This is a genomic window from Streptomyces sp. NPDC003284, from assembly GCF_053589675.1.
On sequence record NZ_JBSFSI010000026.1, the window covers coordinates 56,397 to 69,369 of the forward strand.

General features: G+C 73.7%; 12 protein-coding genes. 7 read left to right on the forward strand and 5 right to left on the reverse strand.

The genetic code is table 11. The features are described from left to right. The first annotated feature begins 37 nt into the window (after nucleotides 1-37). Nucleotides 38-607 carry a hypothetical protein gene (locus tag ACWDYF_RS33800; RefSeq protein WP_389473432.1) on the forward strand — a complete coding sequence of 190 codons (570 nt, stop codon included), beginning with the start codon at nucleotides 38-40 and terminating at the stop codon, nucleotides 605-607. A gap of 36 nt (nucleotides 608-643) precedes the next feature. Here ACWDYF_RS33800 and ACWDYF_RS33805 read toward each other — a convergent pair whose 3' ends face one another. The 3 genes from ACWDYF_RS33805 to ACWDYF_RS33815 form a co-directional block, all read right to left on the reverse strand. Then, entirely contained in the window at nucleotides 644-1,702 is a 1,059-nt protein-coding gene (locus ACWDYF_RS33805; RefSeq protein WP_389473430.1) for a hypothetical protein, read from the reverse strand. 114 nt (nucleotides 1,703-1,816) lie between these two features. Then, nucleotides 1,817-2,185, reverse strand: a complete 369-nt coding sequence (locus ACWDYF_RS33810; protein ID WP_389473428.1) for a darcynin family protein — start codon at nucleotides 2,183-2,185, stop codon at nucleotides 1,817-1,819. A 76-nt stretch (nucleotides 2,186-2,261) separates the two neighbouring features. After that, nucleotides 2,262-3,155: an NAD(P)H-binding protein gene (locus ACWDYF_RS33815; protein ID WP_389473426.1), complete on the reverse strand. Its 894-nt coding sequence runs from the start codon at nucleotides 3,153-3,155 to the stop codon at nucleotides 2,262-2,264. Between the two features lie 105 nt (nucleotides 3,156-3,260). Here ACWDYF_RS33815 and ACWDYF_RS33820 point away from each other — a divergent pair, with 105 nt between their 5' ends. After that, nucleotides 3,261-4,277, forward strand: coding sequence for a LysR family transcriptional regulator (locus tag ACWDYF_RS33820; RefSeq protein ID WP_389473424.1), 1,017 nt, complete (start codon nucleotides 3,261-3,263; stop codon nucleotides 4,275-4,277). A 207-nt stretch (nucleotides 4,278-4,484) separates the two neighbouring features. On the opposite strand, the gene ACWDYF_RS33825 is transcribed toward ACWDYF_RS33820, so the two are convergent. Next, complete coding sequence (locus ACWDYF_RS33825; RefSeq protein WP_381741967.1) at nucleotides 4,485-5,183, reverse strand: SDR family NAD(P)-dependent oxidoreductase; 699 nt, start codon at nucleotides 5,181-5,183, stop codon at nucleotides 4,485-4,487. Between the two features lie 116 nt (nucleotides 5,184-5,299). Between ACWDYF_RS33825 and ACWDYF_RS33830 the strand changes: the two genes are divergently transcribed. After that, nucleotides 5,300-6,178 (forward strand): helix-turn-helix transcriptional regulator, encoded by an 879-nt coding sequence (locus tag ACWDYF_RS33830; protein ID WP_381741966.1) that lies wholly within the window; start codon nucleotides 5,300-5,302, stop codon nucleotides 6,176-6,178. 66 nt (nucleotides 6,179-6,244) lie between these two features. Here ACWDYF_RS33830 and ACWDYF_RS33835 read toward each other — a convergent pair whose 3' ends face one another. Further along, nucleotides 6,245-6,844, reverse strand: coding sequence for a TetR/AcrR family transcriptional regulator (locus tag ACWDYF_RS33835; RefSeq protein ID WP_389473421.1), 600 nt, complete (start codon nucleotides 6,842-6,844; stop codon nucleotides 6,245-6,247). Nucleotides 6,845-6,977: 133 nt separating this feature from the next. Between ACWDYF_RS33835 and ACWDYF_RS33840 the strand changes: the two genes are divergently transcribed. The 4 genes from ACWDYF_RS33840 (at nucleotide 6,978) to ACWDYF_RS33855 (ending at nucleotide 12,738) form a co-directional block, all read left to right on the forward strand. Continuing rightward, nucleotides 6,978-7,718 (forward strand): SDR family NAD(P)-dependent oxidoreductase, encoded by a 741-nt coding sequence (locus ACWDYF_RS33840; RefSeq protein WP_389473419.1) that lies wholly within the window; start codon nucleotides 6,978-6,980, stop codon nucleotides 7,716-7,718. Between the two features lie 49 nt (nucleotides 7,719-7,767). Next, nucleotides 7,768-8,433 carry an ArsR/SmtB family transcription factor gene (locus ACWDYF_RS33845; protein WP_389473417.1) on the forward strand — a complete coding sequence of 222 codons (666 nt, stop codon included), beginning with the start codon at nucleotides 7,768-7,770 and terminating at the stop codon, nucleotides 8,431-8,433. Then, nucleotides 8,430-9,728, forward strand: coding sequence for an MFS transporter (locus tag ACWDYF_RS33850; protein WP_389473415.1), 1,299 nt, complete (start codon nucleotides 8,430-8,432; stop codon nucleotides 9,726-9,728). The genes ACWDYF_RS33845 and ACWDYF_RS33850 overlap by 4 nt, the downstream gene beginning before the upstream one ends. A gap of 175 nt (nucleotides 9,729-9,903) precedes the next feature. After that, the gene (locus ACWDYF_RS33855) at nucleotides 9,904-12,738 is read left to right on the forward strand and encodes an N-acetylmuramoyl-L-alanine amidase (protein WP_389473413.1); all 2,835 of its coding nucleotides are present in this window, start codon (nucleotides 9,904-9,906) and stop codon (nucleotides 12,736-12,738) included. Nucleotides 12,739-12,973 lie beyond the last annotated feature (235 nt).

The window sequence follows — 12,973 nt, forward strand, 5'->3', positions numbered from 1 at the left end:
CGCGGGGCACGCCCGCCGTCCCTCCTATGCTGCTCGCATGGGTCTGGACCTCACGCTGTTCATGGCGGACTGGGAACGGCTGCGTGCCCTCCCCGCCGGGCGCCGGGCCGACGCGCTGGAGGACGCGGTGCGGCCCCCGGGGGCCCGGGAGGAGGACGCCTGGTGCGCCGAGTACGTCTTCTCCCACACCACCGGCGCCTACCGGCCGCACCGTCGCGCGGGCGACGGGTGGGACGACATGCGCATGCGCGCGGACGCGTCCGTGCGCGCGGCGATGGACGCCTTCCTCGACGGCCTGATCTGGTACGCGGATCCGGCGACCGGCAGCGGGGAGCGGACCTGTGGAGGGCTCTTCCCGCCCGCCGCCGGCCCCCGGCTCCCCCGCGTGCTGCTCGTCTGCCCGCCAAGTGCCGTGCCCGGCAAGGTCCGTGCCTGGGAGCGGGTGGAGCCGCGGCTGGAGGAGCTGCGCGGACCGTTCGCCGCCGAGTGCGCGGGCTGGGCCGGACGTCCGGACACCTTCGGGGAGTTCACCGCGCTCCTGCGTGAATGGGCCGATGCGACCGGGGCGGCAGCGCGTCGCGGCTGGGGACTCGTCGGGCTCTCCTGACGGGCCGACGAGGACGGCCCGACGAGGACGAGCGGTTCAGGTGGAGGGCGGCTGGTAGACGCGTACCGTGGCGGCGATCTTGCGTGCGGTGGCGTCCGGGACCTCGCCGTCGACCCCCTTGGCGGCGAAGAAGGACCAGGACTGCAAGTCGCCCTGGGCGTTCTTGAAGGCGAACGTCCACGCCTTGCCGTTCGTGACGCACTTCTTGCCGGTGCCGACGCCGGTCGACCAGGCGCTGCCGAGGCTGCCCTTGAGGCCGGAGGCCGAGGTGAACGGTTCCACCGGACCCGAGGTGATCTTGGCCTTGTCGGGCTGGGTGTACTGGCCGTAGACCCAGGTCCTGGGGTCGTCGTGGGCGATGCCCTCGGTGGTCCTGGCACCGTTGTTGCCCCGGGACCCGGCCCCCGCGAGAGGGGTGTAGCCCACACGGCCGTCGCGGTCCTCGTCCGAGGCGCACCACTGCTCCTTGAGGAACGCGGGGGCGCGCATGCCGATCAGCGGCTTGTCGTCGGGGTCCTTGTTGTCGGCGACGAAGGTGACCCACCCGGTGGACTTGAGCCCCCACTCCGGCGGGACGTCGAACTTGATGCCCGCGTCGGGGTTCACGACGACCTTCCAGCCCTTGACCGTGGCCGTGTCGCTGCCCGCGTCACGGGGGTTGGCCGAACTCTGCTGCGCGGAGGGCGAGATGGTGGGATGCGGCGTGGGACCGGGTCCGGCCTCGTCGTCCTTGCCGCCGAGCACGGCGTAGCCGGTCACCCCCGCGGCGACCACGACGGCCGCCGCCGCGACGACGGCGACGAGTGCCGTGCGGTTGCGGCCGCCGCCCGGAGGACGCGGAGGTCCGGGCGGACCGGAGGGGCCCTGCGGTCCCTGAGGCGGCCCGCCCATCGGCCGCGTCGGGACGTCCCACGGCTGGGGCCCCTGCTGGTACGGGTTCGGCTGCTGGTAGGCATTCGGTTGGTGGTATCCGGGCTGCTGGTACGGGTTGGGCTGCTGCCCCGGTACCGGTTGCTGTCCCGGTCCCGGCTGCTGCCCCGGTACCGGTTGCTGCGGATGCTGCCCGCCCCCTGGCGGCTGTTCTCCTGGCCACATGGGCGGTAACCCTATGCGAGCGGCGGAGCGGGCCCGCAGGAGGGGCGGTGGCACCGGCCGCCCGCCGCGCCGGGGGTGCGCGGAGGGCGGCCGGGGTCCGGGTGACGCGGTGCGTCAGGTGGCGATGGTGGCCACGTCCTCGAATCCGTAGGTGCGCGCGTATCCGTTCTCGGTGCCGACGAGGAGGTCGACGATCTCGAAGTAGCGGTCCCAGAAGGGGGTTTCGCGCAGGGCGTCGATGAGGAGCTGGTAGGCCCGGTGGTCGTCGGCCTCCCAGACCCAGACGTCGGTGACGCGCGCGGAGTAGAACTCCGTGTCGTAGAAGCGGGACCGTACGCCGCTGGTCTTCGCCTCTATCGCGGGGACGATCTGGGTGGTGAAGGCTTCCAGACGCTCGCGGGGGGTCAGGGCCAGCCACTCGGGCGTGGTCTTGACGAGCAGGAACGCGGTGACCGGCGGGTCGGTGTTCTCGGTGGTGGTCATGGCGGGACGCCTTTCGGGAGAGGGGCGTTCGGGAAAGGGCGGCGGAGCGGCTTCAGGAGAGGACGGCGGAGCGGCTTCAGGAGAGGACGGCGGGCCCGAGGGTCCGGGCGCACCACTCCTCGAAGGTGGTGGGGGTCGCGGTGGCCGGGGTGCGGGTGACACCGGCGTCGAGGCCGTCGTCCTTGGCCCGCTTCATGTCGACGATGCCCTGGACGAACGACGCGTCGAGGCCGTAGCCGACCAGGGTGGCGTGGACCTCGTCGAGGGGCTGGTGCACGTAGCGGACGGGGCGGCCGAACTGCTCGGTCATGATGCGGGCCAGGTCGTCGGGCGACAGGTCGCGCGGGCCGAGGACCGGGACGTCGGCGTTGCCGGTCCAGGAGCGGTGCAGCAGCAGCCCGGCGGCGACGGCGGCGATGTCGGCGACGGCCACCATGGGAGCCCTGCGGCCGGGGTCGACGCAGTCGGTGAAGAAGCCCTGGTCGCGGATCGAGTCGGCCTCTTCGAGGAGATTCTCGAAGAAGGACGGGTTGGCCAGGGCGCGGTAGGCGGTGCCGGTGCCCGCTATGAGGTCGTCCATGGCGAAGGAGGCCGTGACGAGTCCGGCGCGGCCGGCGACCGGGGTGCCGCGGCCGAGCGCGGAGACGCCGACGACATGGCCGACGCCGTGGACGGCGAGCGCCTTCGCGGCGGGGCGGGTGAAGCCCCGGTAGGCGTCCTCCGGGGGCAGCGAGGAGTCCGGCGGGACGAGCCAGAAGACGGCGTCCGCGCCGTCGAAGGCGCGGTCGACCACCTCGGGGTCGCCGTGCGAGCCGGTGATCACCTCGACGCGCTCGCGGACGTCCTCGGGCAGGCGGGCGGGGTCGCGCACGATCACGCGCAGTTCCTCGCCGAGGGTGGGGGCGGACTCCAGGAGCAGCGGCAGCAGGTGGCGGCCGATGTTCCCGGTGGGGGCAGTGATGACGATCATGCAAACCTCGTGGATCGTGCCGGATTCGGTACGTCCCTCATCCTGCGGAGGCAGCAGGTGTTGCCACAATGGGAACTTCAGCACGGAATCCTTGCCTGAAATGGAATGACGCCGTTGAACAGCGCGCACAGCACAGAACCCGTGATCGACGCCCAGCTCGCCGTCGCCCTGGACGCGCTGCTGGCCGAGCAGAGCGTGACCCGGGCCGCCGCCCGTCTGCACACGTCGCCCGCCGCCATGAGCCGCACCCTCGCCCGGCTGCGCCGCGTCCTCCAGGACCCGCTGCTGGTGCGGGCCGGGCAGACGATGGTCCCCACGCCCCGCGCCCAGGCCCTGCGCGACGAGGCCGCGACCGTCGTACGGCGGCTCGGGGCGCTGCTCACCCCCGGCGCAGGCGCCGACCCCGCCACCCTGCACACCACCTTCACCCTCCAGACCGCCGACGTGATCGGCGCGGCGCTGGCTCCCGGGCTGCTGCGGCTGACCCGGCGGGAGGCGCCGGGGATCTCCTTGCGGTTCCGGGCCGAGGAGCTGGAGGCCGGACCGGCGCTCCGCGACGGCCGGATCGACCTGGAGGTCGGGCCCATCGACCACGTCGACCCCGAGACCCAGGTCGAGGAGCTGGTCACCCTGAAGATGGCGGCGGCCGTGCGGCCGGGGCACCCCCTCACCGAGGGGACGCTGACCCCGGCCCGGCTCGCGGCGGCCGAGCATGTGGCGGTCAGCCGCCGGGGCCGGTTCAGCGGCCCCCTCGACACCGCGCTGGCCGAGCAGGGGCTCAGGCGGCGGGTGACGGTGGTCCTGCCCAGCCATCTCGCCGCGATGACGCTCGCCGCGCGCAGCGACGTCGTCTGTCTCCTTCCGGCCGCGCTCCCCGGCACGGCCCCCTCACCGCTCACCGAGGCCGCCGCCGTGCTCGGTCTGCGGCTCCTCGGCATCCCCCTCCCGCTCCCGCCCCTGACCATCGGCATGGCCTGGCACCCCCGCCACGCCGCCGACGGCGCCCACCACTGGCTGCGCGGCGCGGTACGCCGCACGCTCACCGCACCAGAGGAAACGGACCGCGGACCGGACTCTTCGTCACCGTGCTCGCCGGGGTCCTGGAGTTCCAGCGCGACCTGATCCCGGAGAACACCGGAGAAGGCGTCGCCGCCCCCTCGACGCCGCAGGCGCCCGCGGCCCGCCCGCCGCCCCCGGGCCGGGCCGCGCCCCGCCGCCGAGCAGCACCGGCCCGAACCGAACACCACGGTCACGGGACCTCGGCGTTCGATCCGCCGGTGACACCGGCGATCCGCCGGTGACACCGGTGAGACCTCGGCGCGGCTGGTCTCACGACCAGGCGATCTCGCCATGCCGGTCGACGAAGCGTCCGCTGCCGGCGCCGGGCCCCTCGGTGGCGAGGGCGACGATCGCGTCCGTGCCCTCGGTGACGGTCTGGGGGCCACTGTGACCGTTGATGTCGGTCGCGGTGTAGCCGGGGTCGGCGGCGTTGACGCGGATGTCCTTGAGCCCCTTGGCGTACTGCGTGGTCAACATCGTCAGCGCTGCCTTCGAGGAGGTGTACAGCGGCGCGACGACACGCGACTCGGACCGGGCGGGGTCGTGAGTGAGGGCGAGGGAGCCCATGCCGCTGCTGACGTTGATGATCACGGGGTCGTCCGAGCGGCGCAGCAGCGGCAGGAACGCGGTGGTGGTGCGGACGACGCCGATGACGTTGACGTCGAGGACGGCGTGGGCGTCGGCGGCGGTGAGGTCGCCGGGATCGCCGAGGGGACCCTGGACCCCCGCGTTGTTGATCAGGACGTCGATCCTGCCCTCGTGCTCGGCGACGTCCGCGGCGGCGGCGGCCACGGACGCGTCGTCGGTCACGTCGATGGGGACGAAGCGTGCGCCCAGCGCGGCGGCTGCCTCCTCACCCCGCGCACGGTCGCGGGCTCCCAGGAGAACGGTGTGACCGCACGCGATGAGGCGGCGGGCGGTCTCGCGGCCGATGCCCTTGTTGGCTCCGGTGATGAAAGTGATCGTCATGCCTTCGATGGTCGCCTGGACGAGGGAGCCGGACCAGGGACGCTTCGACGGTGGGAAGACCAGTACCACCCTCGCGTCCCCGCGTGTGATCGGGGACGCGGGAGGATGGCGGGAGGATGGAGAGCATGACGACGACACCCCCCGGAGCTGGACTGGGCGCGATGATCCGCGCGTGGCGTAACCGGCTGCCCCCGTCGGCCGCCGGGCTGCCGGTCGTCCGCAAGCGCCGGGCTGTCGGGCTGCGGCGTGAGGAACTGGCCGACCTGGCCGGAGTGTCGGTCGACTACGTCGTGCGTCTGGAGCAGGGGCGGGCCACGACGCCCTCGGCGTCGGTGGTGGCGTCCCTGGCGCGCGCCCTCCAGCTGTCCACCGCCGAGCGGGACCACCTCTACCGGCTGGCCCGGCTCGTGCCGCCGGCGGACGGCACGATCTGCGACCATCTCCCGCCCGGTATGCAGCGGGTCCTCGTGCGCCTCGGAGACGTACCGGTGGCCGTGTTCGCGGCGGACTGGCAACTGGTGTGGTGGAACCACGGGTGGGCCGCCCTGCTGGGAGACCCCCTGGCCTCGCCGCCGCGGATGCGCAACTTCGCCCGCGCCAGGTTCCCGGTGGACGCCGGTCACACCCCCCTCGTGCTGTGGCCGGTCACCGATACGGACCCCGGCACCACCGACGCCGCCCTCGTCTCCGATCTACGCCGCGCCACCGGCCGCTTCCCCCGGGACGGTCGCCTGGCCGCGCTGGTCCGCGACCTGGACGCAGGCAACGAGAGGTTCGCCGAGCTGTGGGCGAAGGGAGAGGTGACCGCGAACCGCGAGGTCCGCAAGACGGTCGACCACCCGTCGGTGGGTCCGGTCACGGTGGACTGCGACGTCCTGAGCGACGGCGACTCCGAGCTCAAGATCGTCATCATGACCGCCGAGCCCGGCAGCGAGGACGAGACCAAACTCCGGCTCACCGCCGTCGCCGGCCCACTGGCCGCCACGCGCGACTGATCCGGCCTGCGCGTCGGTCGACCGGCCGCGTGTGCGTGGCGAGCACGGAACCACCCGATGCCGGGTTCAGCCCGCGGCCGGTCTCAGTACGGCGTCCACCAGGGCGTCCACCAGGTCGCCCGGCAACTCCGCCCCCGTCAGGGCGCGGTAGACGAGCGGGCCGATCAGGGCGTCGAGCGCGGCCTCGGGGGCGAGCCGGGGCGCGAGGGCGCCGGTGGCGATGCCGCGGGCGAGCATGGCGCGTTCGCGCGCCCGGCGCGGTTCCAGGTAGCGCTCCTGGAAGCCCTTGGCCGTGGCGGGGTCGTGCTGCGCCTGGGCGAGCAGGGCGAGCAGGACCGCGCCCGCGGTGTCATCGGTGAGGAAGTGCGCGTAGCCGCGCAGGTAGTCGCGGACCGTCCCGGCCGTGATCTCGTCCGCCGGGACGGGCAGGCGCTTCGCGCTGTCCTCGATGAGGGTGTCGAGGAGGATGTCCGTCTTCGAGGACCACCAGCGGTAGATCGTCTGCTTGGCGACGCCGGCCCGCCGCGCGATGGCCTCCACGGTGAGCGCGCCGAAGCCGTGCTCGACGAGCAGATCGTCCGCGGCGTGCAGTACGGCGAGGCGCGCGGCCTCGTCGCGCCGGTTGCCGGAGCGCGGCCGACGGGGTGGGGAACTGGCGGCGGACATGCGGCACACATTACCGGCCCTTCGTCCCGGCCCCGCGGAACACCATTGATTAGACGCGACGTCGCGTCTAATCTGAGTCGAGCCCCACCGCCGACCGAGCCCGCCTCGCGTCCCGCCACCAGAAGGAGCACCCATGTCCCCCTCGCCTCCCTCACCTTCCTCACCCCCCTCGTCCGCCGAGTCCCCCGCCCCCCGCCGCCTGGCCCTCGTCATCGGCGCCTCGCGCGGCCTCGGACTCGTCCTCGTCGACGAACTCGCCCGGCGCGGCTGGCAGGTCGTCGCCACCGCCCGCGGCGGCGACGGCGAGCTGCGCGGCCGGGCCGCCGCGCACGACGGCCGGCTGGAGATCGAGTCCCTGGAGATGACCAGCCCGGAGCAACTGGCCGCGCTGCGCGAGCGCCTGGCCGGCCGACGGCTCGACCTGCTCTTCGTCAACGCCGCCATCGACCGGGGCGACCTCACCATCGACGAGGTCCCCACCGAGATGTTCACCGAGGTGATGATCACCAACGCGCTCGGTCCGCTGCGCGCCCTGGAGGCCCTGCGCGGGCTCGTCGCCCCCGGCGGCACCGTCGCCGTGATGTCCTCCGAGCAGGGCAGCGTCTCGCTCAACACCGAGGGCGGCTACGAGCTGTACAAGGCGAGCAAGGCCGCGCTCAACCAGCTGATGCGCAGTCACGCCACCCGGCACGCCGACGACGGCCTGACCAAGCTGCTCATCGACCCCGGCCACAACCGGACGCGCCTCGGCGGCCCCGACGCGCCGCTCGATCCCGGCGAGAGCGTGCCCGCCGTCGTCGACGTCCTGGAGGCCCAGGCGGGCGTCCCCGGCCTGCGGTTCCTGGACCGGCACGGCGAGACCGTCCCCTGGTGAGTCACAACAACTCTTTCAAAAGAGTTGTTGTGAGCCTACGCTCGGCCCCATGACCGATCCCTCGACCACTCCGCCCGCCCAACCCTCCGCGCCCGAGATCGAGTTGGACACCGCCGCGCTGCGCGTGCTGGCCCATCCCGTACGCATCGACGTGCTCGGGCTGCTGCGTCGGCGCGGTCCGTCGACCGCCACCCGGCTCGCCGCGGAACTGCGCGTCAACCCGGGCGCCGCCAGCTACCATCTGCGGCGCCTGGCGGCCGGGGGCCTGATCGAGGAGGAACCGGGGCGCGGCAAGGGGCGGGAGCGGTGGTGGCGGGCCTGCCACCACCGCTCGGTCCACGATCCGGCGGCGGGATCCCCCGAACAGCGGGAGGCCGGGCGCGCGTACACGCACGCGGTGGCCCTCGCCGCCGCCGAACGCCTGCGGGCCGCCGCCGCCGAGGTGCCGCTGCTGCCCGAGCCCTGGACCGGGGTCAGTGCCTACGGCGACTTCGTGCTGCGGCTGCGCCCGGCCGAACTCGCCGAACTGCGCGACGAGTTGTTCGCGGTGATAGCCCGCCACGGACAGCCGCGCACCCCGCTCCCGGCGGCGGCCCGGGCACCGGCGGAGGAGCAGCCACCGGCACCCGTCGCCGCGGACCTCGCCCCGGTCATGGTGCAGGTGCAGGCGTTCCCCGTGCCCGGCGCGGTCGCGCTGCGGGACGCCGGCTCATGACGGTCCGGGAGGCGGAGACGGCCGTCGCGCGACCGGCGTACCGGGACGGCAACGTGTTGCGCTGGCTCGCGGCGCACACCGCCTCCGTCACCGGTGACGTGGTCTACTTCCTCGCCCTGTCCTGGTCGGCCGCCCGTGCCGCGGGCCCGTCCCAGGCGGGCCTGGCCGTCGCGGCGGGCGCGCTGCCCCGCGCGGTGTTCATGCTCGCCGGAGGCGTGGTCGCGGACCGGTTCGGCCCGCGCCGGGTCGCCGCGGTCAGCGACGCGACCCGCTGCCTGGTGATCCTGCTGACGGCCGCCGTGCTGGTGTCGGCGGCGCCGGACATGCGGCTGCTGATACCGCTCGCCCTCCTCTTCGGTGTGGTGGACGCGGTGTTCATGCCGGCGGTGGGCGCGTTCCCGCCCCGGATCACCACCCGGGAGCAGCTCGCGCGGGTCCAGGGCATGCGGGGCCTGTCGCTGCGGCTGAGCAACGCCGCGGGGCCCGCCGTGGGCGGCGTCGTGCTGGCGGCGGGCGGGGCGGCCGGGGCGTTCACCGCGGCGGGGGCGCTGTTCGCCGTGTCGCTCGCCCTGCTCCTCACCGTCCGGGTCACTTCCGCTCCCGCCCCGGTCCCCGTCCGCGCCCCCGCCGCCGCTTCCCGCTCCGCCGCCCCGGCCGTCCCCGTACGCCGGGGCTCCCTGGGGGAGTTGGCCGACGGGCTGCGGTACGTCCGGCGGCACCGGCTCCTCGGACCGCTCACCGCTGTGATCGGGCTGAGCGAGATGTGCTTCAGCGGCCCGGTCGCCCTGGGCCTGGTGCTGCTGGCGGACGAGCGGGGCTGGGGCGCGGCGGGCACGGGCTGGCTGGCGAGCGCCTTCAGCGTCGGCGCGGCGGGCGCCGCCCTGTGGATCACCGTGTCCCCCCGGATCCCGTACGCCGGTCCGGGCGTCGCCGCCGCGCTGCTGGTCACCGCGGCGGCCACCGCCGCCCTCGGACACGTGCCGTCCCTGGGTGCCGCCGTCGCCCTCACGGCCCTGGCCGGCCTCGCCAGCGGTACGACGGTGACGCTCACCGGCGCGCTGGTGCAGGCGACGGCCGACCCGCGCTACCTCGGCCGGGTCACCTCCGTCAGCACGCTGTGCACCCTGGGTCCGGCGCCCCTCCTCTTCCCCCTGGCGGGCCTGACCGCGCAGCACTGGGGAACCGCCGCCTTCTTCACCGGCTGCGGCACCGTCAGCCTGCTGGCGGCGGTACCGGCGCTCGCGGTTCCGGCGCTGCGCCGGGCCCGGTTGCGGGGTGCGGGCGCCCCGGACTGACGCCGCACCGCCGGGCCCGGTGCAACACCCCGGTCGTACCGGGCGATTGTGCCCCGGCCCGCCGGGTGAACCCCGCCCCGGTGCCGGGAACATGATCTTCGTTGGTAGCGTCCACCCCGAAGTGTGCAATGCAACGATGTCATGTTGCGTATCCAGCACTGATCAGGGGTGGAATGTGAGCGCGGACCATCGCAGAGGCCGCAACAAGAAGAGACTGCTCGCCTGCACCGTGGCCTCGGCCGTCGCCGTCGTCGCCGCGGCCGGCACGCCGGTCATGGCGGCGCCCGGACCGGGGGGAACGGAGGGCCTCGCGGCCGCCCGTCCCGGTGCCCGGTTGCAGACCGAGTTCGAGAAGGCGGCCGAGGAGTTCGGCGTCCCGCTGAGTGTGCTGATGGCGGTCTCGTACCGGCAGACGCTGTGGGAGGACCACGACGGGCTGCCCAGCACCACCGGTGCGTACAACGTCATGGGGCTCACGGACGTGGATCCGGGCAGCCTCGCGGGCGGCCCGGACGCGCGCGCCCAGCAGCTCGACCGGATGAACCGCAGCGGCGATCCGGCCGTGGCGAAGCACTTCGACGCCGCCAAGGCCCTCAAGGGTCTGGGCAAGGCGTCCGTCGACACGAGCGACCCGCGGCTGCACACGCTCGACGAGGCCGCCTCCCTCATCGGCGTCGCCCCGGACAAGGTGCGCGCCGACACCCGGCAGAGCATCCGGGCGGGAGCCGCCCTGCTCGCCAAGTACCAAAAGGACGCCGCCGGTTCGCTGCCGAAGGACCCGGGCGCCTGGTACGCGGCCGTGGCCCGCGCCAGTCAGGCCACGCAGACCCAGGGGGCGCGGCTCTTCGCCGACCGCGTCTACGACTCGGTCCGCACCGGCGAGCGGCGGGTCACCGCGGACGGCCAGTCCCTGACGCTGCCCGCCGATCCGGCCGTGCGGCCCGCGCGGCAGTCGGCCCTCAAGCTCGCCGGGCCGGCCGTCGCCACGGTCGGCGCCAACGCCACCGCCGACTGTCCGTCGGCCCTGAAGTGCGACTTCAAGCCCGCCGCCTACCAGCAGAACAGCGGTCCGGACGACTGGGGCAACTACAACATCGCCAACCGGCCCACGGCCGGCGGTGACATCAACTCCATCGTCATCCACGACACCGAGGGCACCTACGACTCGGCGCTGAACGTCTTCCAGAACCCGGCGTCCTACGCCAGCACGAACTACCTGATCCGGGCCTCGGACGGCCAGGTCACGCAGGTCGTCGAGAACAAGAACGAGTCCTGGCACGCCGGGAACAAGAGTGTCAACATGCACTCGATCGGCGTGGAGCACGAGGGCTACGCGGTCAAGAAGGGCAGCTGGTACACCGAGCCCGAGTACGAGTCCTCGGCGACCCTGGTCAAGTACCTGGCCGCCGAGTACGGCATCCCGCTGGACCGTGAGCACATCCTCGGCCACGACGAGATCCCGGGCGTCCTGGACGCCAACGTGAAGTCGCAGCACTGGGACCCGGGCCCGTTCTGGGACTGGAACCACTACATGCAGCTGCTGGGCGCCCCGACCGGGGCGAGCGGCTCCGGCGGCCTGTACCAGCCCGGACAGGTGATCCGGGTGGTGCCGCCGTTCACCACGGCCAACCAGCCGACCGTCACCAACGGCGGTGCCGCGGTCGACAAGCAGCCCGCGAACTTCGCCTACCTGTACACCTCGCCGTCCACCGGCTCGGCGCCGCTGTCGGACCCGTACCTGGGCAGCCAGACCGCCACCGAGGCCCCGAACTGGGCCAACAAGGTGGTGGCCGGGGGCGAGTACGTGGTCGCGGAGGCGCAGCGGGACTGGACGGCCATCTGGTACGGCGGCCAGAAGGCGTGGTTCTACAACCAGGGCGGCCAGTTCGCGACCGCCGTGGGCACACCGGACACCGTCACGCCCAAGGCGGGGGCCGCTTCGATCCCCGTGTACGGGCGGACGTACCCCGAGGACGCCGCGTACAGCGGCACCGGCGTGCCGGTGCAGAACCAGAACGGCGCGTCGCTGACCAAGTACAGCGTCCCGGCCGGGCAGAAGTACGCGCTGGCGGGTGCCGCCATCAAGGGCTCCTACTACAACAGCGGTCTGATCGACGGCTCCGGAACCGGGTCGCGCGTGACGGTCGTGGGCAGCAACACCTTCTACCCGATCCGCTACAACCACCGGATCGCCTGGGTGCGTGCCGAGGACGTCCAGGTCGTCAAGGGCACCGCTCCCGACGCGGCCACCGACCGGTACAACGTGCTGGGCCGGGACGCCTCGGGTGTGCTGTGGCAGTACCAGGGCAGCGGCAGCGCCTCCGGTCCTTTCCTGCTCCGCTACCGCGTCGGCGGCGGCTGGGACACGTACGACCTGGTGACGCCGCTGACCGCGCTGCGCGCCGACGGCACCGGCGACATGGTCGCCCGCGACAAGAGCGGGGTGCTCTGGTACTACAAGGGCACCGGCAAGCCGTCGGCGCCCTTCGCCGGGCGGACCAAGGTCGGTTCGGGCTGGAACACGTACAACGCCCTGACCGGTGCGCGGGACGTCACCGGTGACGGTGTCCCGGACCTCATCGGCCGGGACGGCTCCGGTGTGCTGTGGCTCTACCGGGGCACCGGCGACGCCACCGCGCCGTTCGCCGCCCGGACCCGTGTCGGGCCCAGCTGGAACACGTACGACAACCTGACGTCCACGGGTGATGTGACCGGCGACGGCAAGGCGGACCTGATCGCCCGGGACACCTCGGGTGTGCTGTGGCTCTACCAGGGCACCGGCGACGCCACCGCGCCCTACGCCACCAAGTCGCGTGTGGGACCCGGCTGGAACACGTACAACGTGCTGGTCGGACCGAGCGACCTGGACAAGGACGGCAAGCCCGACCTCATCGCCCGGGACGCCTCGGGCGGGCTCTGGTTCTACAAGGGCACCGGTGACGCCGCCGCGCCGTTCGCCACCAAGTCCAGCGTCGGCGGCGGCTGGAACACCTACGACACCATCATCTGACGCCCGCGGCCGCAGCGGCTGAACCCCGCGACGGCCGCACGGCGGTATGGCCTCCCGTCCGCCCGCGGCGCCGCGACCGTCCCGATCCCGGGGCGCGCCGCGGCGCCGCGGGCGGACGCATGCCGTCCAGGGGACGGAACGGGTCTGAACGGGCCTGCCGGAACAGGCGGGCGGCACCACCACCGCGGCCCCCGGGAGTTCCTTCCGACCGTCGTCCCCACCCCGCACCCCGCAC